We start from the raw sequence: 25,647 nt of genomic DNA on the forward strand, positions 1-25,647 counted from the left end.
TCAGACACTTGAACACCCTCCGACTGGCCGTGACCGCAGGTGAACCTGCGGGTATCGGCCCCGACCTCTGCATTCAGATTGCTCAGCATGGTCATCCCCATGAACTGGTTGTGATCGCTGATCCGAATCTTCTGGAACAGCGGGCAAAGCAACTGCAGCTCCCTCTGACAATACGCGCATTCGACGCTGAACAACCGGCAACACCAACACCAGCCGGTACACTTACGGTCTATCCGGTCGCGCTGAACACCGTTGCTGTTGCAGGTGAACTGAACAGCGCAAACAGCCGATACGTGTTGGAGACATTGCGTGTTGCGGCCTTGGGTTGCCTGGATGGTACTTTCCACGGACTGGTAACGGCGCCTGTGCACAAGGGCATCATCAACGATGCCGGCATCCCATTTAGTGGCCACACTGAATTCCTTGAAGAGCTGACTCACACTTCAAAAGTGGTGATGATGCTGGCCACTGAAGGTTTGCGTGTGGCGCTTGTCACCACCCACCTGCCGCTGCGTGAAATCTCGGATGCCATCACACCTGAACTGCTGGCGGAAGTGATCGAAGTCCTGCATCACGATCTCAAGAACTCATTTGGTTTGGGGGATCCGCACATTCTCGTGGCTGGCCTGAATCCACATGCAGGAGAAGGTGGTCACCTGGGGATGGAAGAGATCAATGTCATTGAACCGACGCTGGAGAAACTGCGTGCGCGTGGTATGAACCTGACCGGCCCCCTGCCTGCCGATACGCTGTTTACCGAAAAGTACCTGGCAACTGCCGATGCGGCCCTGGCGATGTACCACGACCAAGGGCTTCCAGTCCTCAAATATAAGGGCTTCGGGCGTGCCGTTAATGTTACACTGGGTATGCCGATTATCCGCACCTCCGTGGACCACGGTACTGCACTCGACCTGGCTGGCACTGGGCAGGCCGACAGCGGCAGCCTTCTGACTGCTATCGACTACGCTGCCGAGATGGCCGCACATCGTCAATCTACCAACTGATTTCCATGAGCAAAAAACCAGCAATGCACAAAGCCCGCAAACGCTTCGGGCAAAACTTCCTGCATGATCACGGCATCATTCGCCGCATCATCCGTTCAATTGCTCCACACGAGTCAGACCACCTGGTAGAGATTGGACCGGGCCTGGGCGCACTGACAGAAGAACTGCTTGCCGAGGCCGGTGCACTGGATGCGATCGAACTGGACCGCGACCTGCCACCAATCTTGCGCACCAAGTTTTTCCGTTACGGTGACAAGTTCCGCATCTTCGAAACCGATGCGATGAAGTTTGACTTTGCATCGCTGCAGGCGGACGAGCGCCCCCTGCGCGTTGTGGGCAACCTGCCTTACAACATCTCCACGCAACTGATCTTCCATCTTCTGAGCCACGCAGGCGTGATTCAGGATATGCACTTTATGCTGCAGAAGGAGGTGGTTGATCGCATGGCAGCTGGCCCTGGCGAAAACAACTACGGTCGATTGGGCATCATGACCCAGTACTACTGCCAGGTAGAGCCTTTGTTTGTGGTACCACCAGGCGCTTTCAACCCAGCTCCTAAGGTCGATTCCGCTATCATTCGCCTGACACCTTATGAGACACTGCCTTTCGAGGCAAAAGACGTCGAGATTTTGCAGAATGTGGTGCGTACCGCCTTTACTATGCGACGTAAGACACTACGCAACAACCTCAAAGGCCTGGTAAGCGCAGAGATCCTGGAAGCACTGGAGATCAACCCCGGCGAACGTCCCGAGCGCATCACGCTGGAACAGTTTGTCCGAATCGCCGATTACCTCTACGAACAAAAGAATCAGAACGGTTAGTCACAGTCTATGCAGATCCAGAATCCGGAAGAGAGCATCAACATTCAGGTAGAAACCAACTACCTCGCCGAGCAGTCGGATCCCGACAGCAAGCGTTATGTGTTCTCGTACCACATCACCATCACCAACAAACTGGACCAGCCCGTTCAGCTGTTAAGCCGCCGCTGGCTGATCATTGATGGCAATGAGCATTCCCAGGAGGTTGAAGGTGAAGGCGTTGTAGGCGAACAGCCGATCATTGCGCCAGAGGCCAGCTACAGTTACACCAGCGGTACCGTGCTGGCGACCAGTGTTGGCAGCATGCAGGGGCACTACGAAATGCGCAGTGATGATGGCAACGTGTTCAACGCACCGATACAGCCTTTCACGCTAGCAACCCCTAACGCCCTGCACTGATCAATTCAGCACCCTATCCGCAACGGGACCTGCAGGTCCCGTTCACCATCTGCTAAAATTCCGCCTCCAGCCAACCCGTCAGGAGACCCGTTTGTAATGTCCACCTACGCCTTGGGTGATATTCAGGGCTGTTATGATCAACTCATACAGCTACTGGAGAAGATCAACTTCAGTGAAAACGATTCGCTTTGGATTGCTGGTGACCTGGTCAATCGTGGTCCCAAATCTCTGGAGACGCTACGCTTTCTGAAATCACTGGACACCCGTGTCACCGCGGTACTCGGCAACCATGATCTTCACCTGCTGGCAGTTCATTATGGCAAGACCCACCAACGCCGCAGTGATACGCTGCAGGAGATCCTGGACGCCCCGGATCGCGATGAACTGATGAACTGGCTACGTATGCAGCCACTGCTTGTTGTGGATGAAACACTGGGTTATGCGATGGCTCATGCCGGTATTCCGCCGGAGTGGTCACTGAAATATGCCCGCAAGCGTGCCGCCGAAGTGGAGGAGGTACTGCGAGGCGACGATGCCGAACTGTTTTTTGAGAACATGTACGGCAATCAGCCCGACCGCTGGCACAAGGAACTGGAAGGCTGGGACCGCCTGCGGGTGATCACCAATTACCTCACCCGCATGCGTTTCTGCGATAAACAAGGCACACTGGAACTGAAAACCAAGGGCAACCTGGATACACAACCGGCAGGCTTCAAGCCTTGGTTCTCGCAGCCTCGCAAAGCCACCGATATGCCAATCCTGTTTGGCCACTGGGCAGCCCTGGAAGGCTATGCGGTACACGACAACGTATTTGCCCTGGACACCGGTTGTGTCTGGGGCAACCAGCTAACCGCGATGCGGCTTGAAGATCGCACGCGATACAGCTGCGACTGTGCAGTACTGCGCCGGTCAGAATCATAATAATACGACCCAACAAAACCACAGGTAGCCGATTATGGAACAGTACAGCTGTATATCCACAGCTCAGGCGTTGGAGCTGCTGGACAACAACGCCACCGTAGCCGACATTCGCGATGAGCAGAGTTTTGCCGCGGGCCACATGCCAGGTGCAATCAACGTCAATAACGACAACCTGCAGGACTTCCTGCACGATACCGATATGGATAAACCTCTACTGGTGTGTTGCTATCACGGCATCTCCAGCCAGTCCGCCGCCCAATTTCTGGCACACCAGGGGTTTGACGAGGTTTACAGCGTAAACGGCGGCTACGAGTCCTGGCGTATTGATTATCCGGACAGATGTGAGCGCTAAGATGCAGGTCTACCTCGTTGGCGGTGCAGTCCGCGATCAGCTACTCAACTACCCGGTTTACGATAAGGATTGGGTGGTTGTTGGTGCTACTGTGGATGAAATGCTGGAACAAGGGTTTCAGCCTGTGGGCAAAGATTTCCCGGTCTTTATTCACCCTAAAACCGGCGAGGAATATGCGCTTGCGCGTACAGAGCGCAAATCTGGCAAGGGCTATACCGGGTTTCAGTACTTCGCTTCACCGGACGTTACGCTGGAGGAAGACCTGATCAGGCGCGACCTGACCATCAACGCAATGGCTCAAGCTGACAATGGTGAGATCATCGATCCCTACCAAGGTCAGCAGGATCTTAATAACCATATTCTGCGTCATGTATCCCCCGCTTTTGCAGAAGACCCGTTGCGCGTTTTGCGCGTTGCACGATTTTACGCCCGTTATGCCCATCTCGGCTTTGACGTTGCCGAAGAAACGGTCGACCTGATGATCCAGTTATCCACAAGCGATGAGCTGATCCATCTGACCGCTGAGCGCGTATGGAAGGAAACCGAACGCGCCCTGGCCGAAGAGACTCCGTTCGCCTATATCGAACTACTGGAACGTTGTCAGGCTTTACCAGTTCTGTTTCCAGAGTGGCAATGCCTAATCGAGAACGAACAGCACGTACGTACCGTACTAAACCGACTGCAGCGCAACAAACGCTTCGGGCAAAACGTATTCAGCTGTTTGATGACCTCGGCTACAACGCAACAACCTGACGATGCGGCGCTAAAGCTGATAGCAGAGATATGCGAAAGACTGCGTACACCAAAAGCCTGGCTACAACAGGCTCAGCAAGTGCGCCAATGGCACAAAGCAATTGCTGACATTGAAAGTCTGAGCGGTGCGCAGCGATTTGAGATCGTTCAATCCCTGGACCTGTTACGGCGCCCGCAGCGTCTGGACGGTGTTTTTGAGTGCTGCGCCGCATTGCATGAGCTCAACGGCACATTGCTTGAACGTATGCAGCAGCTACTAACGGCACTTAACCAGCTACAGGCAGGAGAGCTTATAGCAGAGGGGTTTAAAGGTAAAGCGCTCGGTGATGAACTTAACCGTCGGCGTGCACAGATCTGTGACCAGATTTAGCAGGAATATCCAATGCCTCAATCCAATTCCCCTACCGCACTGATTACCGGCTCGGCCCGCCGCATCGGTGCGGAAATCGCCCGCCGCATCCATAGCCAAGGCTATAGTGTCATCATTCACTGCCGCCATTCTCGTGATGAAGGGGAAGCCCTGGTTTCATCGCTCAACAACCTGCGAGCGAGTTCCGCCTTTCTGGTTCAGGCAGACTTGACCGATATGACTCAGGTTTCCGCACTGGCCGAGGAAATCATTGCAGACTTTGGCGATATTCACCTGTTGGTTAACAATGCGTCCAGCTTTTACCCTACTACCCTTGGCGCCTCCAGCCAACAACAGTGGGACGATCTGATCAACAGTAACCTGCGTGCGGCCTATTTCCTGACACAGTCTCTAAGTCCCGGCTTGATACGCAACAACGGTGCCGTCATCAATCTGGTGGACATTCACTCTCAACGCGGACTGCCGGACTACCCGATCTACTCAATCGCCAAGGCAGGTGTAGAGATGATGGTAAAAGTACTGGCGAAAGATCTGGCACCGAATGTGCGGATCAACGGCGTATCCCCCGGCCCGATCCTGTGGCCGGAAGCGGAAGCAGCACTGTCGGATGCAGCGAAAGAGGATATCATGCAAAAGACACCGTTGCGCAGGAGTGGCACTCCTAAAGATATTGCGGATGCGGTGTACTTCCTGGCACATGCCCCGTTTATTACCGGACAAGTACTCGCAGTGGATGGTGGGCGCTCCTTATTTAGCTGAAGCACAGATTTCAGCTGAAACGCCTCTGATAACTCAAGTGGTTAATGAGCCGAAGAGATAGTCTGGCCACGCCATTCGAAACCAACAGTCCAGAGCTTCTGCCCTCCTTCGTAACCATCCCATAGCGCCTGATAGCTCTGCCCCACTTCCGGATGTTTGACCTCAGGCGCGACCTCTGCCAGCGGCAGCAATACAAACGCATTCTTCAGGATTTCATCACGTGGCAGTTGCACTCCATCGTGATCACCAATCAGCTCGTCGTAGGTCAGAATGTCGATATCCAGTGTACGTCCGCTGAACTTGGGCCCTTTTCGACAACGGCCGTTATCATCTTCGATTCTTTTCAGCAGCCGGGATAACTCACCTACTGGCAGGTCGGTGCTGAAGCCCGCAACCAGATTGTAAAAGTTGTCCCCATCAAAGCCTACAGCCTCACTTTCATACACAGACGAAAGCTGTAACAAACCGAAACGCTCAACCAGCGCATCCAGCGAGGCGCGGATATAACGGGTGCGATCCTGGTTACTGCCGATGCTGACATACACCTGCGCCATCAGAAGCGCTCTCCACGTTCGATGATAACGCCTACATCCTGTGCCGCTGGCACCGCGCCCGGTTTACCTACACGAACACGAATCCAACGTACACCAAAGGTGGTCATGATCAGGCTCGCGATCTCTTCCGCCATGGTTTCCACTAATTGGAACTCGCTGGCTTCAACAAAATCAATCAGTTTCTCGGAAACGGACTTGTAGTTAAGGGTATTGTCCACTACTTCTGTCTCCGCCGCTTTGCGGATATCAGTCCCCATCTCCAGATCCAGACTGACTTTCTGGCGAATCTCGCGCTCCCAGTCATAGATGCCGATGATCGTTTCTACTTCTAATTCACGTATGTACACTATATCCATGCTTACAAACCTATAGGATGGTGCGATGCCCGAGCCCGAATTACTGAGTGCACTTATGGTAGCAACCGCTTACCTGCTGGGTTCAGTGCCGAGCGCTATCTTGGTGTGCCACTGTATGGGCATCGCCGATCCTCGTCAACAGGGCTCCCGTAATCCAGGTGCCAGTAACGTTTTGCGCATCGGCAATCGCAAAGCGGCTTTCTTTACGCTCATTGGAGATATCGGCAAAGGATGGTGTGCGGTCTCACTGCCGCAATGGATAGATCTGGAGAATAACGTCGCCAACTGGTGTGCGCTGGCGGTTCTGCTGGGTCATCTGTTCCCGATATTCGCACGCTTCAACGGTGGCAAAGGTGTCGCAACCGCTGTGGGTATCTGCCTGGCGCTATCGATTCCGTTGGGGATTATTCAGATGGTGCTGTGGGGTATGTTAATCAGTATTGGCCGTATTGCTTCACTGGCATCGATCGGCTGTGCGTTGATCTCACCTTTGGCGGCCTGGCTGGTACAACCGAACCTGATGATGCCCGTGTTGCTGATCTCACTATTGCTGCTGTACACCCACCGGGATAATATTCGGCGGCTCGTCAATGGTGCTGAAAGCCGTTTCTAAGCCGCCAAACGAACGAGTTAGATTGCATCCAGGGTGTGCATTGGCCAGCGAGGTTGCGCCAGAATCGTCAGATCACTGGACTGCCCGGCCAGCAGACGCTGACAACCTGCAAAGGCGATCATTGCGCCGTTATCGGTGCAGAAACGAGGACGTGCGTAAAACAAGCCTGCACGTTCCTTTTTCACCATCTCTTCCAGACGAACCCGCAAACGTTTATTGGCACTCACGCCACCGGCAATAATCAGCTGCTTCATCCCCGTCTGTTGCAGAGCACGGCGGCACTTAATCGCCAGCGTATCGACCACTGCCTGCTCAAAGGCACAGGCAATATCCGCGATGGTCTGGTCATCCAGATTGCCGTCTTCATCACGGTGACTATTGGCCGTATTTAGGGTGAAGGTCTTCAGACCAGAGAAGCTCATATCCAGCCCTGGACGGTCAGTCATCGGACGCGGGAATTTAAAGCGGGTTATATCTCCCTGCTCAGCAAGACGCGCTATCTCGGGCCCACCCGGATAATCAAGCCCCAGCATCTTCGCCGCTTTATCAAAGGCTTCACCGGCGGCATCGTCCAGGGACTCGCCCAGCAGTTCATACTGACCAATACCATCAACACGTACCAGCTGCGTGTGACCACCAGATACCAGCAGCGCCACAAATGGGAATTCAGGCGGCTGCTCTTCCAGCATCGGCGCCAACAGGTGACCTTCCATGTGGTGTACGGCAATGGCTGGTTTGTCCCATGCCAATGCCAGTGCCCGCCCGGTTGACGCGCCCACCATCAAGGCACCGATCAGACCCGGACCGGCTGTGTAGGCAATCGCATCTACATCGCCGTGTTTCAGATTGGCCTGCTTGAAGGTTTCCCGAATCAAAGGAATCAGTTTACGTACATGGTCACGCGATGCCAGCTCCGGCACTACACCGCCATATTCGGCATGCATCTTTACCTGGCTATACAGGGTATCACCCAGCAGGCCTTGTTCACTGTCGTAGATCGCTACGCCGGTTTCGTCACAGGAGGTCTCGATTCCTAATACACGCATCTTGTCTAAACTGTAATTAATGATCGGGGGCGCCATTATCCAGCAATCCGAGAAAAATTTCACCGTATTGCTCTTTACATCCGCCATACCCGCCATTAGAATTTCGGCCCTCGCCATAATTGCGTCCAAAACGCAGCATGACGAGACTAGTGGATTAACTCAATCAATTTAAGGTTTGTATACACATGCCAGCGGTAAAAGTTAAAGATAACGAGCCATTTGACGTAGCTCTGCGTCGCTTCAAACGTTCTTGCGAAAAAGCAGGCATTCTGGCAGAAGTTCGCCGTCGCGAATTCTACGAGAAGCCAACGTCTGTTCGTAAGCGTAAAGCAGCTGCAGCAGTTAAGCGTCACGCGAAGAAAGTTTCTCGCGAAAACGCTCGTCGCGTACGTCTGTACTAATCCACGAGATAGATCCTCACCAGCTTAAATTAGAGGCAGGTAATACGATGTCCGAACTCAAGCAGCAGATCACCACTGAGATGAAAGCTGCCATGCGCGCCAAAGATAAGGAGCGCCTGGGTACGATCCGTATGATCCTTGCCGAGCTGAAACGCATCGAAGTTGACGAGCGCGTGGAGCTGGATGATGCACGAGTCTTGGCGACGCTGGACAAAATGTCCAAACAGCGTCGCGACTCGATCTCGCAATATGAAGCAGCGAACCGCCAAGATCTGGCGGATGTAGAGCGACGGGAGATGGAGGTGATTAAAACTTTCCTGCCGCAACCGCTAAACGAAGAAGAGATCAGCGAACTGATCGAACAGGCAATTTCCACCAGTGGCGCACAGTCCATGCAGGACATGGGCAAGGTAATGGGTGTGTTGAAACCCCAGATCCAGGGCCGCGCCGATGTAGGTGAGACATCCAAGCTCGTAAAACAGCGTCTGTCCAGCTAAACTGCCGCTGATCATTCAGCTGCAGCAACTACATGGCCGGACGAATCCCCCAGCACTTCATTGACGATCTTCTTGCACGCGTTAACATCATCGACGTGCTGGATGGCCGTGTTCAGAAGCTAAAGCGCACTGGCAAAAACTACTCTGGCCTCTGCCCTTTCCACAAAGAGAAAACCCCTTCTTTTACTGCGAATCAAGAAAAGCAGTTCTATTACTGTTTTGGCTGCGGCGCAGGCGGCAACGCATTGGGTTTCCTGATGGACTACGACCACCTCGACTTCCCACAGGCAGTAGAGGAACTGGCGAAGCTGGTCGGCATGGAGGTACCCAAGGAAGAGTCGCAACAGAATCGGCAGCAGCAACAGCACCTTAAATCGCTCTATGACCTGCTGACTCAGGCATCAGAGTTTTATGCCCAGCAGCTACGCAGCCATACCAGCCGACAGCAGGCGGTTAGCTACCTCAAATCCCGAGGGCTGTCCGGCCAAGCAGCCAAAGCATTCGAGATCGGATTCGCACCACCAGGGTGGGACAATCTGCTGAACCATGTAGGCAACAGCGGCGAAAACCGTAAGCTCCTGGAAAAAGCTGGCCTACTTATCCACAATGAAGAACGCAACAGCGATTACGACCGTTTTCGTAACCGCATCATGTTTCCGATCCGCGACCAACGCGGCCGGGTCATTGCGTTTGGCGGTCGCGTTTTAGGCGACGACAAACCCAAGTACCTGAACTCTCCGGAAACCGAAACCTTCCACAAAAGCCGTGAGCTGTACGGACTCTACGAAGCCCGCAAGCACAACCACAAGCTTGAGCGTCTGTTGATTGTGGAAGGCTACATGGACGTGGTAGGACTGGCGCAGTACGGCATTCATTATGCCGTTGCAACGCTGGGCACCGCCACCACCGCCCAGCACCTGGAACGTATTTTCAAGATCGTACCGGAAGTCATTTTCTGCTTTGATGGCGACGAAGCTGGCCGCACTGCGGCAAAACGCGCATTAAGCACCACCCTGCCGGTCATCAAAGATGGTCAAGAAGCCCGCTTTCTGTTTCTACCCGAAGGCGAAGATCCGGACAGCCTGGTACGCAAAGAGGGCTCCGATGATTTCAGTAAACGTCTGGATGAAGCCCTGCCACTGGCGGAATTCTTCTTCAAAAGCCAGTCGGAAGAGATGGACCTTAACAGCATGGATGGGCGCGCCCGATTCAGCAGTGCCGCTCTCCCCCTAATCCAGAGCATGAAACCCGGCATCCTGAAGCAGATGATGCTGGATCGCGTCAGCGAGCTGACGGGGCTATCACAGGACCAGCTTGAAAGCGTTGTAAACCTGCACAGCGCTACCAAACCAGCCGAGCCCGAACCTGAGCCTCAATCCCAAGCCGAGCACTACCCCACTGACTACTATGATGCGGGTGATAGCTACGCTGAATTGGACTACTATCCGGATGAGACACACAATGAACCACGTCAACCACGGTTTAGCGCAAACAGAGAACGCAGCAAAACACGTAGTTCGGTTCAGATTGAGCTGAGTGAACGCATCATCTCACTGCTACTTCACTTTCCAACGCTGGCGCGTTTGTGCGAACTGCCTGCAAAACTGGAACAGCTACCTGAACCAAACATCCCGCTGCTTTGTGCATTGGTTGATTATCTGAAAAGTCATCCCCGCGCCACACTTGGTACCCTATACGTAGATTGGCAGGAAGACCCAACCCTCAGTGGGTATCTGATGACACTCAATGGGATCACCTATGCCGATCCGGTAAATGACATTCAGCAGGCTGAACAGATTCTTCAGGACGCACTACCAAAACTGGAACGTCGCATTGATGACCTGCGCCTCGACGAACTGAAGCGCAAGATCAGCCGCAACGAAGAAGAAAAGAGAGAACTAAACCAGCTCCTGATGAAGCGCCTGAACGGCTGACCAGCACCAGCACGGCTCAAATAATCGCAAGCACTTCAAATCTGGTCTATTTTTTAATCATCAGCATCAATTATTAGCCCCTTCTTTTGTAGAAAAAACGCCCATTAATGGCTATAATTGCCTGCTAATTTTTCATCATTCATATCTAAGTCAGGGTCACATGTCCGATACTTCTCAGCAGCAGTCGCGCCTCAAGGAATTGATCGCCCGTGGTAAAGAACAAGGCTACCTTACTTACGCTGAAGTCAACGACCACCTACCGGAAGATATAGCCGATCCGGATCAGGTCGAAGATATCATCCGCATGATCAACGATATGGGTATCAAAGTATCCGAAGATACTCCGGATGCCGAGACCCTGTTGATGACAGAGGGCGATTCTGCCGACGATGCCGACGACGAAGCTGTTGCCGCGCTTGCTGCCGTAGAGTCCGATGCTGGTCGCACCACCGATCCGGTCCGCATGTACATGCGTGAAATGGGTACAGTGGAGCTGCTGACCCGTGAAGGCGAAATCGACATCGCGAAACGTATCGAGGAAGGCATTCGTGAAGTGATGACCGCCCTGGCGGCGTTTCCAGGTTCTGTTAACATCGTGCTGGATGCCTACGATGAAACCCTACAGGAAGACGGCGGTCGTTTGAGCGACATCTTCAGCGGTTATATCGATGCTGACGATACAAGCTACGCAACCAGCCCTGCTACACCTGCGACAGATGATGAAGATGTCGAGGATGCTGAAGATGAAGACAGCGACGACGATGAAGAAAAAGATCGAGGCCCAGATCCAGAAGAAGCAGCTCAGCGCTTTGGCCTGATCCGCGAATGTTTCGAAAAATACCTGTCTGCCATTGAAAACGACGGTATCGAGTCTAAAGCCGCTTCAGACGCTATGGCCGAGCTGGGCGGCGCTTTTGCACCAATCAAGCTGTCCCCGCGCTACTATGACACACTGGTAGAACGCGTACGTTCCGCCATTGCAAACATCCGGGTACAGGAACGCACCATCATGCGTATCTGTACCCAACGCTGTCGTATGCCACGTCGCGAATTCATCAACGAATTCCCGGGCAATGAAATCAACACAGAGTGGTTCAATAGCCTGATCGAATCCGGCGCAGATTACTCTACCGCGATAAAACGCAACCTGATCGAACTGAAACGTGCGCAGAAGAAACTGATCCAGCTCGAACAGAACACCGGACTGACACTGGCAGAGATCAAAGAGGTAAACCGTCGCATGTCGATCGGGGAAGCCCGTGCTCGCCGTGCGAAGAAAGAGATGGTGGAAGCCAACCTGCGTCTGGTTATCTCTATCGCGAAGAAGTACACCAACCGTGGTCTGCAGTTCCTGGACCTGATTCAGGAAGGTAACATCGGCCTGATGAAAGCTGTGGATAAGTTTGAATACCGCCGTGGTTACAAGTTCTCCACTTATGCGACTTGGTGGATCCGTCAGGCGATCACACGCTCCATTGCCGACCAGGCACGTACTATCCGTATTCCGGTTCACATGATCGAAACGATCAACAAGCTAAACCGAATCTCCCGCCAGATGCTGCAGGAGATGGGCCGCGAAGCTACGCCTGAAGAACTGGCTGAGCGTATGGATATGCCGGAAGACAAGATCCGTAAGGTTCTGAAGATTGCCAAAGAGCCGATCTCCATGGAAACACCAATCGGTGACGATGAAGATTCCAGCCTGGGTGACTTTATCGAAGACGTAACCATCGACTCTCCGGTAGATTCCGCAACCGGCGAAGGCCTGCGCGAAGCGACCAAAGAGGTTCTTTCCGGCCTTACCGCACGTGAATCGAAAGTCCTGCGCATGCGTTTTGGTATCGATATGAACACCGACCACACTCTGGAAGAGGTTGGTAAGCAGTTTGACGTGACCCGCGAACGTATCCGTCAGATCGAAGCCAAGGCACTTCGTAAGCTGCGCCACCCAAGCCGCTCAGAGCACCTGCGCAGCTTCCTCGACGAGTAATCTCCTTTTATTTCAGTGTATTGCGCCAATGATATCTCTCAGGGTATCATTGGCCTCCCTCTTCGGGCCTATAGCTCAGTTGGTTAGAGCAGCGGACTCATAATCCGTTGGTCGCAGGTTCAAGTCCTGCTGGGCCCACCACCCTTGCCTTTCACTTTCAAGCTCTTGACTCCCTAAGGGCACATGCTCAAAGCTCCCCATCAGATATTATTGGCAGGCCCATCTACCTCAAGCCATATTCCCCCCTAGACCACTTGCAATCGGCACACCCAATAAACTTAAAAACCACAAAGCCACTATTAAAAAGCATAGCATTTACATCTTTACAGCCCGATATATTTATATTTAATACCTAGTTGAATATCCTGGGTTATTACCCCCCTTACAAATAACCGTTTATAAACGCACTACAAATTCATGCAGAATTTTAAAAGACATTAATTTAATTAATACTTTCACTGCTTGTCATACTGTGTGAAATAGAATTTAAACATGCAGCAAGTAAAGTGAAATGCTACGCTGGATCAATGTTTCAACGGTTCGCACTTGCAGATCGAAACGCTTCATTAGAAGATTATGTATAAGTCAGTCTTGAAATAAAACAGAGCTCCTACTCAAAACTGAATATTATTCATATTGATATATGAGCTGTGTCGCCGTCAGGCCTTAGAAGTTGGTTGTTAAGGAACCCGAATGAAAGTTACAGTTTTTGGTATTGGATATGTCGGTTTGGTTCAGGCCACTATTTTCGCAGAAACGGGGCACGAAGTTGTATGTGTTGATGTGGATGAGGCCAAAATTAGCAACTTGAAGCAAGGTATTATACCTATCTATGAACCGGGACTGACGCCACTGGTTGAGAAGAACTTCGCAGCTGGACGCCTACGCTTTACTACTGATGCCAAAGAGGGCGTTGAGCACGGAAACGTTCAGTTTATAGCAGTAGGCACACCGCCCGATGAAGACGGCTCAGCAGATTTAAAATACGTATTGGCGGTGGCGAAAACAATTGCCACCCACATGCAGGAACACCGCATCATCGTTGATAAGTCAACGGTTCCAGTAGGTACCGCTGATCGCGTCGCGGCACAGCTGCAGGATACCTTGAAGGAGAGGGATTCTGACCTTACATTCGATGTGGTATCAAATCCTGAGTTCCTCAAAGAAGGCTCCGCAATTGAAGACTGCCTGAAACCAGATCGCATCGTGATTGGAACAGACAATCCTGATGTTGAAGCCGTAATGCAGGAGCTATACAACCCGTTCAACCGCAGCCACAACCGAATGATCTTTATGGATATTCGCTCTGCGGAACTGACAAAATATGCAGCAAACTGCATGCTGGCGACCAAAATTTCATTTATAAATGAGCTTTCCAACCTCGCAGAATTACTCGGCGCTGATATAGAAAAGGTTCGTATAGGGATCGGTTCAGATTCACGCATTGGATATAGTTTTATATACCCGGGTGCAGGGTATGGTGGATCCTGTTTCCCGAAAGATGTACAGGCATTAGTTCGTACCGCTCACGGCGTTGACTACCAACCCCGATTGCTGGAGGCGGTCGAAGCGGTCAATTATGACCAGAAAACCAAACTGTTCCGTAATATTTTGAAGCACTTCGGCACGAATCTAAAAGACAAAACTTTTGCAGTTTGGGGATTGTCTTTTAAGCCCAATACGGACGATATGCGTGAGGCGACCAGTCGCGTGCTGATGGAAGCGTTATGGGAAGCAGGTGCCAAGGTTCAGGCCTATGACCCGGAAGCTATGAACGAAGCTCAGCGTATCTATGGCAACCGAAGTGATTTAATGCTGGCAGGCACGAAGGAGGCAGCACTGCAGGGAGCTGACGCACTGGTAATATGCACTGAATGGAAAGAGTTCTATACACCCGACTTTAAGCTTCTTAAAGAAAGCCTTAGCGCCGCGACCATCTTTGACGGGCGTAACCTTTACGATCCGTTGCGAATGGATGCGTTAGGCCTCACTTATTATGGTATTGGCCGCGGAAAGAGCATATCGGACTATTCGTCATAACTATCGCCTGAACGAGCTCAATCCAAATCAGGCTTAGCCCCCAAAGTGGAGAGGGTTGCAGACTTTGATTGACGGTAAATACAACCAACATTAATCAAAAGTAAAAGTAACCCTCATTCTTGATACAGGCGACATACGTAATCACCAAGCAATAAGCAGACTTAACCACACAGATGGGTCAGGCAACAGATTCCGGGGCCGCTGAATGATAAGCATATCGATAATTGCGTTTGTTACTACAAAGCGGCAGCTGTTAAAGCAGGCATACACTACTTCAGATCACTGTTAGATCAATATTCGCGAACTCAAGATCAGCAGCTTCCTTTTGATTCTCTATCCCTGTCAACCGACATCCTATTTTTCCTTGATGCACCTGCTCACGGCCAAATTTTCGCCTGCTACAAGAACATTGGAGCGATACCTCATGATTGCGGGGGGCGCACGACAGAGCCCACGTAATAGATCACGTACTTACAAAAGGGAGTCAAATGATTGCCATTAACAGGTCACATTTCAACATAGTTCATATTGTGTAACGCAGAGTCCAATAGGCGTACCAAGCCCTCCCCCTTTAAAAGACGGCTTTCAAAAAACTGAATCTCATTTATTCAGTAAACTATAAATAAATAGAGTACAGACAAGGGGATACTTCAATTTACACGTTAAAAACACTTTTGAACCCAGGCCTATAAACACAGGAATATCCCAAATAAGTTAGTTAATTTAAGGCTACCCCAACAGATTCCTCCTATTTTTGGCAGTACCGTATAATGAATTAGGTTATCCATGATCTGGTAACATCAACCTGATATCCTCTCCATAGCACTGACAACTACTGCCATGGTAGCTTGAACCACTACAACCCTCTAAAAACGGCAATTAGGCTACTGCTACAGTATCTCAGATCAAAATTCATTTAGTGTATAATCCCCTCTTAAAAGCGGTCGTAACAACGCATACTAGGCCCCGCACCGCAAATGAATGGAGTAATTTTATATGGTCCGGAAAGCAGTGATTCCCGTCGCGGGACTCGGTACTCGAGTATTACCAGCCAGCAAGGCAATTCCTAAGGAGATGCTCCCGGTTGTCGACAAGCCCGCTATCCAGCTGGTTGTCGAAGAAGCAATTCAAGCGGGAATCAAAGAGATCGTCCTGGTTACCCGTAGCGGAAAAGAAGCTATCGAAAACCACTTCGACAAGCACTACGAGATCGAAGCAGAACTGGCCCGCAAAGGAAAAACGACCATTCTTGAATCCGTGCAGGATATTCTGCCGTCCGACGTCACCCTGATGGCGATCCGTCAGCCAGAAGCCAAAGGTCTGGGGCACGCAGTACTCTGCGCGGCCGCAGCGGTAGGAAATGAACCATTCGCCGTACTCCTGCCGGATGTGCTGGTTGATTGCGACGACAGCGAAACCCACGATCTGAGCCAGATGATCACCAACTTTAATGCCAACAACGCAACCCAGGTTATGGTGGAGCACGTTGCGGATGAAGATATCAGCAAATATGGCATCGCCGACTGCAGCGAAGGCCCCGCTGCAGGCTCCAGTGCGTCAGTGAATGGTTTTATCGAGAAACCTACGGCGGAAGAAGCACCTTCCAACCTGGCGGTTGTAGGGCGCTATGTCTTCCCTGCGCGCATTATGGAGCTGCTGAAAGACACGCCTCCAGGCGCAGGTGACGAAGTCCAGCTGACCGATGCGATGGACACCCTGTTGAAGGAACAGCAGATGAATGTTTACCGTATGTCAGGCCAGACCTTCGACTGCGGAAACAAAGCAGGCTATGTAGAAGCTGTACTGAACTACGCACTGAAGCATCCGGAAACCAAAGAGCACACCCGTGCCCTGATAAAGAAGCTAAGCGTTTAACCTATGGACCTAACACAGAGTGCCGAGTGGCAAAGCCTGAAGGAACACTCAACAACAATCGAGAAAAGCCACCTGAATGACCTGTTCCGGGACGACCCGGCACGACAGGAGCGATTTACCTTTCGCAATCAGGATCTTCACATCGATTTTTCCAAACAGCGCATTGTAGCGGATACACTTGGACTACTGACAGATCTTGCCCGCGCGAACAACCTTGAAGGGCGGATTGAAGACTTGTTCAGCGGTAAAAAGGTAAATTCCTTTGAGAGCCGCCCTGCTCTGCACTCTGCGTTACGCCTACCCAACTACCGCAGTTTAGACGTTGATGGCAACGACGTTGTTATTGATATCCACGCGCAACTGAGCAAAATGGAACGCTTGGTAGAGCGTCTGCATAGTGCGCAGGCACGTGGATACAGTGGACGCCCGATACGTAACGTTGTCCATATTGGTGTGGGGGGGTCCGACCTGGGTCCACTCATGACCAACCGCGCGTTGTGTGACTACCCATGCCCGGCCAGCCATCCGCTTGAAGTCTTCTTTGTATCCTCTATGGATGGCAGTCAGCTTTCACTACTACTGCGCAAGCTCGAACCTTCGGAAACCCTGTTTGTTATCGCCTCGAAATCCTTTACAACACTGGATACGCTGGCCAACGCAGAAACCGCCAAAGACTGGATCATGGAACGCAGTAACGTTGAGGAGCGCATGATCCTGCAGCACCACTTCGTGGGTATCTCCGCCAACCCTGACAAGATGACCCGCTTCGGCATCCGTGAAGATAACCAGTTACTTTTCTGGGATTGGGTCGGTGGCCGTTACTCTATGTGGTCCTGCATTGGCTTCCCGATCGCTTTACAGATAGGCATGCACCGTTTCCGCGATCTGCTGGCGGGAGCACATTGTATGGATGAGCACTTCCGCTCGGCGCCATTGGAATCGAATATACCGGTACTGATGGCACTTATTGGCATCTGGAATATCAACTTCCTGGATATTCATGCACATGCCGTACTTCCTTATGACGGACGCCTTGCTCGCTTACCTGCTTATCTTGAGCAGCTCGAAATGGAAAGTAACGGTAAGCACACAACACTTGATCTGAAGAACGTGGATTACTCTACCTGTCCAATAATATGGGGAGAGATCGGTCCAAACGCACAACATGCCTTCTACCAGCTATTACATCAGGGCACTGAAAAGGTAATGTGCGACTTCATTGCCCCAGCTCGCCGATATAACGATTTCGACGACCAAAAAGGCAGCGAAATTCTCCGCAAGCAGCATATCCTCGCGCTGTCTAACTGCTTTGCCCAATCCCGAATTCTGGCATTCGGAGATCACGCAATTAGCAATAAGGGAGAAGTTCCTTTTTATAAGCGGTATCACGGCAACCAGCCAAGCACAACAATCTTACTAGACGAGCTGACGCCCTTTGCTCTGGGCCAGTTAATTAGCCTCTATGAACACAAAGTGTTTACCCAATCCGTCATTTGGAATATCAATCCGTTTGATCAATGGGGGGTGGAGCTAGGTAAAGTTATGGCAAACGAGACATTGGCCGCATTGAATGGGGACACAACTCACTCAGAGCAGATGGATACGTCCACCTTGGCACTAATAAAGCAAACCCTTGAGCTGCAGGATGTATAAGCGATGAAAATAACCATTTATGGCAATAACATGTCCGCAATGGGAGTTGCGGCCGTACTTGCCCGCAGTGGCAACGTCGTCTATCTGCCGATTTCCTCACATGATCTGGACAGCCGCCGAATCTCCGTCACAGAACCGGGCTTGAGAGGCCTCCTGCAAAGCCAGTTTGACTCCGGGCGTCTTCGCAGTTACGACCCCAATCACCCACCGAGTGATTCAGACATCCATTGGCTGAATCTGGAGTCTCAGTCTTATGACCAGGCTGCCGCTATAGTTGCGAACATCGCCTCTCTCAAGGAAGGGCCGATTTTATTTATCAACCAGAGTATTTTTGGTATCGGCTCGACCTCTCGGTTAAATGCCATTCTGGGCAATGATGATCAGAGAACCGTAGTTTACATACCCGATTCACTACGGGGCGGCCAAGCTCTTGAGACACTAATGAAACCCGACCAACTGGTCATCGGCAGTGACTCCCAGTGGGCAATCGCCCGTATTACCGCTATGGCACGTGTTCTGATGGGGCCCAATCAGCGTATTCGTATCATGTCGTCTCAGGAAGCTGAGTTTGCCACGCTGGCCCTCAACGGAATGCTCGCGATGCGCCTAAGCTATATCAACGAGCTCGCGAACCTTGCTGACAGCATGGAGATCGATATTGAGACTGTACGCGACACGATTGCGGGAGATAACAGAATAGGCAAACACTTCCTAAACCCAGGATGCGGATTCGGTGGCGAGAAATTCTCCGACCACCTGCTGCTGTTCTCCGACTTCCTGAAGGAGAAACGCCGCTCTTCGTTGCTACGTACCGTTATCGATATTAACGAGCAACAAAAGGAAACCTTATTTCGAAAACTGTGGCGCCACTTCCAAGGGAACCTCAAAGGCTGCAAAGTAGCAATTTGGGGAGCGTCTTATAAGCCCGGCAGTGCGGACATCCACAATGCACCAAGCCTGGCGACCATTGATGCCTGCATGGCACAAGGCGTGGAAGTGCGGGTGCACGATCCTCTGGCACTGCAGAACCTGGCGGAATACTACCGCCACGCAGAAAATCTAGTGTTATGCAGCACACCTGAACAGGCCGCCGACGGCGCTGATGCCTTGCTGCTGGTAACCGAATGGCCTGAATACGGCATGCGTGACTTTAACCGTATCGTCAGCAACATGCGCCGCCCGTTGCTGTTGGACGGTCGTAATGTCTACGACCCTGGCGAGATGAAAGATTACGGCTTTCACTACCACGGCATTGGGCGCAAGGCCGTCTAATCCCCTCTTTGAGCAGGCCACAATATGTGGCCTTTTTCATTTAGGGTGGCGGAAATTTCATGTTCCTGGGCAAAGCGCAATATAATATGCGTTCAAATCAAGCCTTGTACACAGAATTCCAATGCCTCACTCTGCCCCGATCCGCAACGCCGCTATCACCTGGAAAGAAGATACCCCGGTATCGACTGAATTTGACGATATGTATTTCAACATTCAGGCCGGACTGGCAGAGTGCGAGCATGTTTTTCTCAACGGAAACAACCTAAAAGAGCGATTCACCAACCTGAAGGCCTCACAGTTTGTTATCGCCGAAACAGGATTCGGTACCGGACTGAACTTTCTGGCGGCACGGCAGCTTTGGCTAGAACATGCACCGGAAAACGCCTGCCTGCACTTTATCAGCGTAGAGAAATTTCCCCTAAGCCAGGACGATCTGACTCAGGCGCTCAAGCACTGGCCAGAGCTAAAAGATGGTGCATCTCAACTGATCCGGCTTTATCCACAGCCAGTTCCCGGCTTTCACCGTCTTTCCCTGGATGGGGGACGGATACAGCTGACATTGATGCTAATGGACGCGCTTGATGCCTACAGCCAACTGGAAGCCCGGGTCGATGCCTGGTTTCTGGACGGCTTTGCTCCCTCCAAGAACCCGGAGATGTGGAACGAACGGCTCTTCAGCCAGCTCGGACGGCTTAGTAAAGAAACTACCACCCTGGCCACCTTTACCGCGGCGGGTTTTGTTCGCAGAGGGTTACAAGAGGTCGGCTTTGATATTGAAAAGGTACCGGGCTTTGGGCGCAAGCGGGAGATGATAAGCGCCCGCTTTAGCCTCGCCCCATCCCGATCTCATGTCAAAGCACCTTGGTTTGAACATACGAAAACACAACCGCGCCCCAACGCTGTCGTAATCATTGGCGCAGGTATCGCCGGCTGCGCAACAGCCTACGCGCTGGCACAACGGGGTATCGCGGTCACGTTACTGGAACGCAGTGAGCAGATCGCTCAGGCAGGATCGGGCAACCGTCAGGGGGCTCTCTACGCGAAGTTGCCTGTGGATCACAATGCTCAGGGACAACTGCATCTGAGTGGCCTGATGCACACCCGACGTCAGCTCAAACAGCTCGATCCACAATCCAAGATCTGGGGTGACAGCGGGTTACTACAACTCGCAACCAATGAAAAAGAGCATAAACGCCAGCAAAACATGCTCGCGAGAACCCAATTTGACGGCAACATAATCCGCGAAGTATCTGCCGAGGAAGCCTCCAGGCTGGCAGGTTCGACTGTCAGTCACCCGGGTGTTTTTATGGAATACGGCGGCTGGGTCAGCCCGCAAGACTTGTGCTTGCGCCTCGTTGATCATCCTCTGATTTCAGTACAAACCCATACCCAGGTCAGCGGAGTGACCCAAAACCCGGAAACCAAGCACTGGAGCATCAGCGTAAAGGGCGGAAGCACGCTCGAAACCGGCTATCTGGTGATCTGTACAGCCGCGGAAGCCAAGCAGCTAACGCAGTTTGTCCACCTTCCGATCAAACCCATCCGGGGCCAAACCTCAATAGCATCAGCCAGTGGACGCCCTGCCCTAAAAACGGTTGTATGTGGAGATGGGTATATTTCCCCTGCCCGTGAAGCAACCTACTGTTTTGGCGCGACTTTCGACCTGCATGACCTCGACCTGGATATCCGTGAAGAGGACCATCATGCTAACCTCGGCAAGTTGCATGCCGTGTTACCGGAAATCGCAAACAGCCTTGCAACCGAAGAGCTGACAGGCCGTGCGGCATATCGCTGCAGCACCGCTGACTATCTGCCTATCGCCGGTCCGGCCCCCGACTATGAGGCATTTCTAAGCGACTATGCCAAACTTCGTATAGACAGGAAATGGAAATTCGCCGACAGCCAACCAAAGCACCTGGAAGGCCTGTTTATCAACATTGGCCATGGATCAAAAGGACTTATCACCGGTCCAATTTGTGGTGAAATTGTTGCAGCGAGCATGCTCGGCGAGCCATTCCCAGTGGAGAAATCCCTGGTAGATGCCGTAAACCCTGCACGTTTTATTATTAAGAATTTGATCAGGAAGTCGATATAAAGACTAAGCAACGGCTGGAGCAGAGTTATGGCACTGGTTATATACGACCACGGTTATCGAATACAGACGCCAACTAAATCGGAATTCCCACCAAGCGGCGTCGACAAGCTGGAAGAGCTGAAAGCAACCCATCGCTCAGCAGATACCGAAGATCGCCTGCATGCCGATGGTGAAAAATTTATCCAAATTCTGCAGCCTGAGCGCAAAAAGAAAGGGCTACCGCCCGCCTCTGCGGCGACCCAAGCCTATGTAGACACCGAAGAAAAGGCGATCAGCCTGCCGGATCGACGTACGCTTGCTATCTCGCATATTATGAGTTCGCCGGTTCAGACAATCACACCGGGGGCGACCATCTTTGCTGCTTCGCGCAAAATGGTGGACCTGAATATCCGTCATCTGGTGGTCGTTAACGAATCCCTGCAACTGCTGGGTATGCTGTCGGAGCGCGATATTCTGCGGGTGGGCAGAAACTCACCAGACTCCATCGATACCATCTATACCAAGAAGGTCGTGGCCGCCTCGCCGGATACCCGGGTACGCCAAGCCGCCCAGATTATGGTGGAGTACAACATAAACTCGATTCCGATTGTAGATGCCGGGGGTAGCGCTGTAGGCGTTGTCACCCGTACTGATATGCTTCACCTGCTTGTCAGCGGTCCGAATCTGGAGCGCTGGGCCTAACCTCGCTCCCCTTATCTGTAAGTTGCGGGGCCGAAGGAATGGACTCCGAACCTCGAAACAACCCTCCCAGCCAACTGAATACCTTTTTGATTCCACGCCACAACTTCGGCAGCAACCACGCAATCAGTACGATAAACAGCGCCAGCGCAATCAGGAAAGAGACTGGGTGATTCAGTGCGGTCCACAGGCCAGCAAGCACCAACACATCTTCGGTGAAAGACGCTGTCCAGTTCGTTACCGGTTCGGGTGAGGTATTGATCAGTACCCGACTACCCGCCTTGGTGGCATGACTGGCAGCAGCCAGACTGCCGCCGACGAGAGCAGCGGCGACTTCCACGGCCGGGCTAATATCGCCGACTGCCGCAGAAGCCAGCGCAGCCCCAGCGGGGATTCGGATAAAGGTATGCAGGCCATCCCAGCCGGTATCGACGCCAGGCACTTTATCGGCAAAAAATTCCACACAGTACATAAAACCGGCGGCCATCAGTACCAATGGATCGGCCACCACCATCAACTCGGCCGGCAAGCTGATATGGCCCATGTTGGAGAGCACCCCCAACATCAGCACGGTAGCGTACAGATTGATACCACTGGCCCAACCCACGCCCATCGTAAGGGCGATCAGGCTCACTATCTGGTCTAACTGATCCATAAGCAACTCCACTGACACGTCAATGTTAGCTGCAGATCTACTACAGCAGGCTACTGGATACTATATTGCATTCGCCTTTACCCTCGCTGAACAATATCACCGCCTCGCCGCTGGCGAGCAGACGCTTGACCTGCGCCACACGCTCCGCAAGTGTCATCTCCTGTTCGCCGTAGTCGGTGCCGTCACGGGTAACATACTCTTCAATCAGGCCGTCCAGGGCATCAGAACTGAGCTGGTTGTGGGGGATAATCATAGGCTATCCGGATCAATACTATGCTCGCGCAGCAACTCGATAAACTGGTCTTCATCCAGCACCGGAATACCAAGCTCGTTGGCCTTGGCCAGTTTAGAACCCGCTCCAGGACCTGCGACAACGCAGTCGGTTTTCTTGGAAACGCTGCCACTCACCTTCGCGCCCAGCTGCTGTAACGCTGCTTTCGCCTTGCTACGCGCCATCTGTTCCAGTGTACCCGTAAGCACATAGGTTTTGCCTTCCAGAGGCGCTGCCTGTTGTTCACCTTGTTCAACTTCACAGCTCCAGTGCAAACCAAACGCGAGCAACTGCGCTTCGATCAGGCGGATACGCTCAACCCACTGGGCATCGTCCAGGCAATCCAGCACACCGTTAATGGCCTTAGCAGAAAGTTTAGGCACCTGATCCAGCGTCTGCAGGTCCGCCGCCAGCAGCGATTCAAGATCACCGAAGTAATCGGCGATCCGTTGTGCGCCCACTTTCGCGACACCACTGATTCCCATACGGTCGATTAATTCAGCCAGTGTGATCGCCCCGGCCAGATCAGGTGCCAGCTCGCCCTCATCGGCAAACTCGATACCCTGTGCCAGCAGATCATCCAGTACCTTGGCGTTGTGCTCGTCCTCAAAGAAGTGACTGATCTCACCAGCTACTTCGCGACCGATATCCGGCAACCATGTCAGAATCTCCGGCAGCACCACACGGATACGTGCCAGCGTACCCAGTTTGGAGGCTAAAACACGTGCTGTCTCCTCGCCCACATCCGGGATGCCCAGACCGTAGATAAAGCGCGCCAGCGAGACCTGACGCCGCGCGGCAATCGACTCACACAGTTTATTGGCGGAGATCTCAGCGAAACCTTCCAGCCCGATCAGCTGTTCCGGCTGTAAGCGGTACAGATCTGCCGGGGAGGTTATCAGCTTCAACTCGACCAACTGCTCGACAATCTTCTCGCCTAGCCCATCAATCTCCAGCGCCTTGCGTGATGCATAGTGGATGATGGCTTGCTGAACCTGAGCCTGACAGGCCAGGCGCCCGACACAACGATAGGCAGCCCCTTCTGTTGCCTGCTCACCGGACTTGGTCCGCTTGACGATCTGCACCCGCTCCACGTCGGAACCACATACCGGGCAGCGATGAGGAATCTCAACCGGTTCCGCCCCCTCCGGGCGACGTTCGGTCACCACTTTCACTACCTGTGGGATGACATCCCCGGCACGGCGAATAACCACGCTGTCGCCAATTCGCAGGTCCAGACGGGCAATCTCATCCATGTTGTGCAGAGTCGCATTAGACACCGTCACCCCGCCGACAAACACCGGCTCCAGCCTCGCTACCGGCGTTACTGCACCGGTACGCCCGACCTGAAACTCGACATCACGTACCACAGTGATCTCTTCCTGCGCCGGGAATTTGTGCGCAATCGCCCAGCGCGGCGCACGGGAGATAAAGCCCAGTCTTTTCTGTTGCTGCAGGTCGTTGACCTTAAAGACGACACCGTCAATTTCATACGGCAGAGAGTCACGTTGCTCCAGAATACGCTGGTAGTAGTTGATACAGCCTTCAACGCCCTCCACTACATCCAGCAGCGCATTAAGTTTGAAGCCCCAGGCTTTTAACTGACGCAGAACATCGGCATGTTTTGCCGGCATTTCACCACCTTCAACAATACCCACACTGTAGCTGCACAGCTCCAGAGGACGTTGAGCAGTCAAACGGGGATCGAGCTGGCGCAGACTGCCGGCTGCTGCGTTACGCGGGTTCACAAACGGCTTCCCCCCCTCCGCACGCATACGTGCGTTCAACGCCTCAAAGCCCTGCTTCGGCATAAAGATCTCACCGCGTACCTCCAGGCGCACGGGATAGCCTTCTCCGGTAAGCTTTAGCGGGATAGTTGGGATCGTCCGTACATTCAGCGTGATGTCTTCGCCGCTGACCCCGTCGCCCCGGGTTGCGCCGCGCACCAGCACACCTTCTTCGTAAAGCAGACTGATCGCGATACCATCCAGTTTTGGCTCGCAGGCATATTCGATAACCTCTCCGGCCGGCGCATCCAGACGCTCAACAACGCGGCGGTTAAACGATTGCATATCCTCTTCATTGAAGGCGTTGTCCAACGACAACATCGGCATCTCATGCTTTACTTGCTTAAACGCACCGAGCGGTGCCCCCCCTACACGTTGGGTCGGTGAGTCAGCGGTTACCAACTGGGGATGTTCTTTTTCCAGCCCCTTGAGCTGCTGATACAGGCGGTCATATTCGGCATCCGGAACTTCCGGATTATCCAGCACGTAATAACAATAGTTATGGTGATTCAGCTGCTCACGCAGCGCCAGAACTTCCTGCTCAACAGACACAG

General features: G+C 52.6%; 24 protein-coding genes and 1 tRNA gene. 19 read left to right on the forward strand and 6 right to left on the reverse strand.

Going from position 1 to position 25,647, the window contains the following annotated elements:
* Window positions 1-8: 8 nt before the first annotated feature.
* From pdxA to QKW35_RS00445, 7 genes are all read left to right on the forward strand, one after another.
* Window positions 9-1,004, forward strand: a complete 996-nt coding sequence (pdxA, locus tag QKW35_RS00415; protein ID WP_282350093.1) for a 4-hydroxythreonine-4-phosphate dehydrogenase PdxA — start codon at window positions 9-11, stop codon at window positions 1,002-1,004.
* A gap of 5 nt (window positions 1,005-1,009) precedes the next feature.
* Entirely contained in the window at window positions 1,010-1,825 is an 816-nt protein-coding gene (gene rsmA / locus QKW35_RS00420; RefSeq protein ID WP_282350094.1) for a 16S rRNA (adenine(1518)-N(6)/adenine(1519)-N(6))-dimethyltransferase RsmA, read from the forward strand.
* 9 nt (window positions 1,826-1,834) lie between these two features.
* Window positions 1,835-2,221 carry a Co2+/Mg2+ efflux protein ApaG gene (apaG, locus tag QKW35_RS00425; RefSeq protein ID WP_282350095.1) on the forward strand — a complete coding sequence of 129 codons (387 nt, stop codon included), beginning with the start codon at window positions 1,835-1,837 and terminating at the stop codon, window positions 2,219-2,221.
* A gap of 96 nt (window positions 2,222-2,317) precedes the next feature.
* On the forward strand, window positions 2,318-3,142 hold the full coding sequence (locus tag QKW35_RS00430; RefSeq protein WP_282350096.1) for a symmetrical bis(5'-nucleosyl)-tetraphosphatase: 825 nt from the start codon (window positions 2,318-2,320) through the stop codon (window positions 3,140-3,142).
* A gap of 34 nt (window positions 3,143-3,176) precedes the next feature.
* A complete protein-coding gene (gene glpE / locus QKW35_RS00435; protein WP_282350097.1) occupies window positions 3,177-3,494 on the forward strand; it encodes a thiosulfate sulfurtransferase GlpE in 318 nt (105 codons plus the stop codon).
* Between the two features lies 1 nt (window position 3,495).
* The gene (locus tag QKW35_RS00440; protein WP_282350098.1) at window positions 3,496-4,617 is read left to right on the forward strand and encodes a tRNA nucleotidyltransferase/poly(A) polymerase-related protein; all 1,122 of its coding nucleotides are present in this window, start codon (window positions 3,496-3,498) and stop codon (window positions 4,615-4,617) included.
* 12 nt (window positions 4,618-4,629) lie between these two features.
* Window positions 4,630-5,376, forward strand: a complete 747-nt coding sequence (locus QKW35_RS00445; RefSeq protein WP_282350099.1) for a pteridine reductase — start codon at window positions 4,630-4,632, stop codon at window positions 5,374-5,376.
* Window positions 5,377-5,417: 41 nt separating this feature from the next.
* On the opposite strand, the gene folK is transcribed toward QKW35_RS00445, so the two are convergent.
* Both folK and folB read right to left on the reverse strand, forming a co-directional pair.
* Window positions 5,418-5,930 carry a 2-amino-4-hydroxy-6-hydroxymethyldihydropteridine diphosphokinase gene (folK, locus tag QKW35_RS00450; protein WP_282350100.1) on the reverse strand — a complete coding sequence of 171 codons (513 nt, stop codon included), beginning with the start codon at window positions 5,928-5,930 and terminating at the stop codon, window positions 5,418-5,420.
* Complete coding sequence (folB, locus tag QKW35_RS00455; protein ID WP_282350101.1) at window positions 5,930-6,286, reverse strand: dihydroneopterin aldolase; 357 nt, start codon at window positions 6,284-6,286, stop codon at window positions 5,930-5,932. The genes folK and folB overlap by 1 nt, the downstream gene beginning before the upstream one ends.
* 25 nt (window positions 6,287-6,311) lie before the next feature.
* On the opposite strand from folB, the gene plsY reads away from it, so the two are divergent.
* Window positions 6,312-6,899 (forward strand): glycerol-3-phosphate 1-O-acyltransferase PlsY, encoded by a 588-nt coding sequence (gene plsY, locus QKW35_RS00460; protein WP_282350102.1) that lies wholly within the window; start codon window positions 6,312-6,314, stop codon window positions 6,897-6,899.
* Window positions 6,900-6,916: 17 nt separating this feature from the next.
* Here plsY and tsaD read toward each other — a convergent pair whose 3' ends face one another.
* On the reverse strand, window positions 6,917-7,945 hold the full coding sequence (gene tsaD, locus QKW35_RS00465; protein ID WP_282350103.1) for a tRNA (adenosine(37)-N6)-threonylcarbamoyltransferase complex transferase subunit TsaD: 1,029 nt from the start codon (window positions 7,943-7,945) through the stop codon (window positions 6,917-6,919).
* Window positions 7,946-8,130: 185 nt separating this feature from the next.
* On the opposite strand from tsaD, the gene rpsU reads away from it, so the two are divergent.
* The 11 genes from rpsU to QKW35_RS00520 all read left to right on the forward strand — a co-directional run bounded on the left by rpsU (window position 8,131) and on the right by QKW35_RS00520 (window position 22,383).
* Entirely contained in the window at window positions 8,131-8,346 is a 216-nt protein-coding gene (rpsU, locus tag QKW35_RS00470; RefSeq protein WP_282350104.1) for a 30S ribosomal protein S21, read from the forward strand.
* A 47-nt stretch (window positions 8,347-8,393) separates the two neighbouring features.
* On the forward strand, window positions 8,394-8,843 hold the full coding sequence (locus QKW35_RS00475; RefSeq protein ID WP_282350106.1) for a GatB/YqeY domain-containing protein: 450 nt from the start codon (window positions 8,394-8,396) through the stop codon (window positions 8,841-8,843).
* A gap of 32 nt (window positions 8,844-8,875) precedes the next feature.
* Window positions 8,876-10,777 (forward strand): DNA primase, encoded by a 1,902-nt coding sequence (gene dnaG / locus QKW35_RS00480; protein ID WP_282350107.1) that lies wholly within the window; start codon window positions 8,876-8,878, stop codon window positions 10,775-10,777.
* Window positions 10,778-10,937: 160 nt separating this feature from the next.
* Window positions 10,938-12,767, forward strand: coding sequence for an RNA polymerase sigma factor RpoD (gene rpoD, locus QKW35_RS00485; protein WP_282350108.1), 1,830 nt, complete (start codon window positions 10,938-10,940; stop codon window positions 12,765-12,767).
* A gap of 64 nt (window positions 12,768-12,831) precedes the next feature.
* Window positions 12,832-12,908 (forward strand) — tRNA-Ile (locus tag QKW35_RS00490).
* Window positions 12,909-13,460: 552 nt separating this feature from the next.
* Window positions 13,461-14,807 (forward strand): UDP-glucose dehydrogenase family protein, encoded by a 1,347-nt coding sequence (locus QKW35_RS00495; protein WP_282350109.1) that lies wholly within the window; start codon window positions 13,461-13,463, stop codon window positions 14,805-14,807.
* Between the two features lie 996 nt (window positions 14,808-15,803).
* Window positions 15,804-16,682: a UTP--glucose-1-phosphate uridylyltransferase GalU gene (gene galU / locus QKW35_RS00500; protein ID WP_282350110.1), complete on the forward strand. Its 879-nt coding sequence runs from the start codon at window positions 15,804-15,806 to the stop codon at window positions 16,680-16,682.
* A 3-nt stretch (window positions 16,683-16,685) separates the two neighbouring features.
* On the forward strand, window positions 16,686-18,335 hold the full coding sequence (gene pgi / locus QKW35_RS00505; RefSeq protein WP_282350111.1) for a glucose-6-phosphate isomerase: 1,650 nt from the start codon (window positions 16,686-16,688) through the stop codon (window positions 18,333-18,335).
* A gap of 3 nt (window positions 18,336-18,338) precedes the next feature.
* Window positions 18,339-19,607 carry a nucleotide sugar dehydrogenase gene (locus QKW35_RS00510; protein WP_282350112.1) on the forward strand — a complete coding sequence of 423 codons (1,269 nt, stop codon included), beginning with the start codon at window positions 18,339-18,341 and terminating at the stop codon, window positions 19,605-19,607.
* A 121-nt stretch (window positions 19,608-19,728) separates the two neighbouring features.
* Entirely contained in the window at window positions 19,729-21,702 is a 1,974-nt protein-coding gene (mnmC, locus tag QKW35_RS00515) for a bifunctional tRNA (5-methylaminomethyl-2-thiouridine)(34)-methyltransferase MnmC2/FAD-dependent 5-carboxymethylaminomethyl-2-thiouridine(34) oxidoreductase MnmC1 (protein WP_282350113.1), read from the forward strand.
* 27 nt (window positions 21,703-21,729) lie between these two features.
* Complete coding sequence (locus tag QKW35_RS00520; RefSeq protein WP_282350114.1) at window positions 21,730-22,383, forward strand: CBS domain-containing protein; 654 nt, start codon at window positions 21,730-21,732, stop codon at window positions 22,381-22,383.
* On the opposite strand, the gene QKW35_RS00525 is transcribed toward QKW35_RS00520, so the two are convergent.
* From QKW35_RS00525 to ligA, 3 genes are read right to left on the reverse strand one after another with little or no spacing between them, the layout of a single operon-like run.
* The gene (locus QKW35_RS00525) at window positions 22,352-23,035 is read right to left on the reverse strand and encodes a DUF4126 domain-containing protein (RefSeq protein ID WP_282350115.1); all 684 of its coding nucleotides are present in this window, start codon (window positions 23,033-23,035) and stop codon (window positions 22,352-22,354) included. The genes QKW35_RS00520 and QKW35_RS00525 overlap by 32 nt on opposite strands.
* A 40-nt stretch (window positions 23,036-23,075) precedes the next feature.
* Entirely contained in the window at window positions 23,076-23,288 is a 213-nt protein-coding gene (locus QKW35_RS00530) for a YheU family protein (RefSeq protein ID WP_282350116.1), read from the reverse strand.
* Window positions 23,285-25,645, reverse strand: a complete 2,361-nt coding sequence (ligA, locus tag QKW35_RS00535; protein ID WP_282350117.1) for an NAD-dependent DNA ligase LigA — start codon at window positions 25,643-25,645, stop codon at window positions 23,285-23,287. The genes QKW35_RS00530 and ligA overlap by 4 nt, the downstream gene beginning before the upstream one ends.
* Between the last annotated feature and the right edge of the window lie 2 nt (window positions 25,646-25,647).

The organism is Pontibacterium granulatum, from assembly GCF_029961155.1.
Classification (GTDB): Bacteria; Pseudomonadota; Gammaproteobacteria; order Pseudomonadales; family Balneatricaceae; genus Pontibacterium; species Pontibacterium granulatum.

What these genes read in the sequence shown, in the direction of transcription:
- rsmA (WP_282350094.1), top strand. Translation starts at nt 1,010, where the DNA reads ATGAGCAAAAAACCAGCAATGCACAAAGCCCGCAAACGCTTCGGGCAA.
- apaG (WP_282350095.1), top strand. Translation starts at nt 1,835, where the DNA reads ATGCAGATCCAGAATCCGGAAGAGAGCATCAACATTCAGGTAGAAACC.
- QKW35_RS00430 (WP_282350096.1), top strand. Translation starts at nt 2,318, where the DNA reads ATGTCCACCTACGCCTTGGGTGATATTCAGGGCTGTTATGATCAACTC.
- glpE (WP_282350097.1), top strand. Translation starts at nt 3,177, where the DNA reads ATGGAACAGTACAGCTGTATATCCACAGCTCAGGCGTTGGAGCTGCTG.
- QKW35_RS00440 (WP_282350098.1), top strand. Translation starts at nt 3,496, where the DNA reads ATGCAGGTCTACCTCGTTGGCGGTGCAGTCCGCGATCAGCTACTCAAC.
- QKW35_RS00445 (WP_282350099.1), top strand. Translation starts at nt 4,630, where the DNA reads ATGCCTCAATCCAATTCCCCTACCGCACTGATTACCGGCTCGGCCCGC.
- folK (WP_282350100.1), bottom strand. Translation starts at nt 5,930, where the DNA reads ATGGCGCAGGTGTATGTCAGCATCGGCAGTAACCAGGATCGCACCCGT.
- folB (WP_282350101.1), bottom strand. Translation starts at nt 6,286, where the DNA reads ATGGATATAGTGTACATACGTGAATTAGAAGTAGAAACGATCATCGGC.
- plsY (WP_282350102.1), top strand. Translation starts at nt 6,312, where the DNA reads ATGCCCGAGCCCGAATTACTGAGTGCACTTATGGTAGCAACCGCTTAC.
- tsaD (WP_282350103.1), bottom strand. Translation starts at nt 7,945, where the DNA reads ATGCGTGTATTAGGAATCGAGACCTCCTGTGACGAAACCGGCGTAGCG.
- rpsU (WP_282350104.1), top strand. Translation starts at nt 8,131, where the DNA reads ATGCCAGCGGTAAAAGTTAAAGATAACGAGCCATTTGACGTAGCTCTG.
- QKW35_RS00475 (WP_282350106.1), top strand. Translation starts at nt 8,394, where the DNA reads ATGTCCGAACTCAAGCAGCAGATCACCACTGAGATGAAAGCTGCCATG.
- dnaG (WP_282350107.1), top strand. Translation starts at nt 8,876, where the DNA reads ATGGCCGGACGAATCCCCCAGCACTTCATTGACGATCTTCTTGCACGC.
- rpoD (WP_282350108.1), top strand. Translation starts at nt 10,938, where the DNA reads ATGTCCGATACTTCTCAGCAGCAGTCGCGCCTCAAGGAATTGATCGCC.
- QKW35_RS00495 (WP_282350109.1), top strand. Translation starts at nt 13,461, where the DNA reads ATGAAAGTTACAGTTTTTGGTATTGGATATGTCGGTTTGGTTCAGGCC.
- galU (WP_282350110.1), top strand. Translation starts at nt 15,804, where the DNA reads ATGGTCCGGAAAGCAGTGATTCCCGTCGCGGGACTCGGTACTCGAGTA.
- pgi (WP_282350111.1), top strand. Translation starts at nt 16,686, where the DNA reads ATGGACCTAACACAGAGTGCCGAGTGGCAAAGCCTGAAGGAACACTCA.
- QKW35_RS00510 (WP_282350112.1), top strand. Translation starts at nt 18,339, where the DNA reads ATGAAAATAACCATTTATGGCAATAACATGTCCGCAATGGGAGTTGCG.
- mnmC (WP_282350113.1), top strand. Translation starts at nt 19,729, where the DNA reads ATGCCTCACTCTGCCCCGATCCGCAACGCCGCTATCACCTGGAAAGAA.
- QKW35_RS00520 (WP_282350114.1), top strand. Translation starts at nt 21,730, where the DNA reads ATGGCACTGGTTATATACGACCACGGTTATCGAATACAGACGCCAACT.
- QKW35_RS00525 (WP_282350115.1), bottom strand. Translation starts at nt 23,035, where the DNA reads ATGGATCAGTTAGACCAGATAGTGAGCCTGATCGCCCTTACGATGGGC.
- QKW35_RS00530 (WP_282350116.1), bottom strand. Translation starts at nt 23,288, where the DNA reads ATGATTATCCCCCACAACCAGCTCAGTTCTGATGCCCTGGACGGCCTG.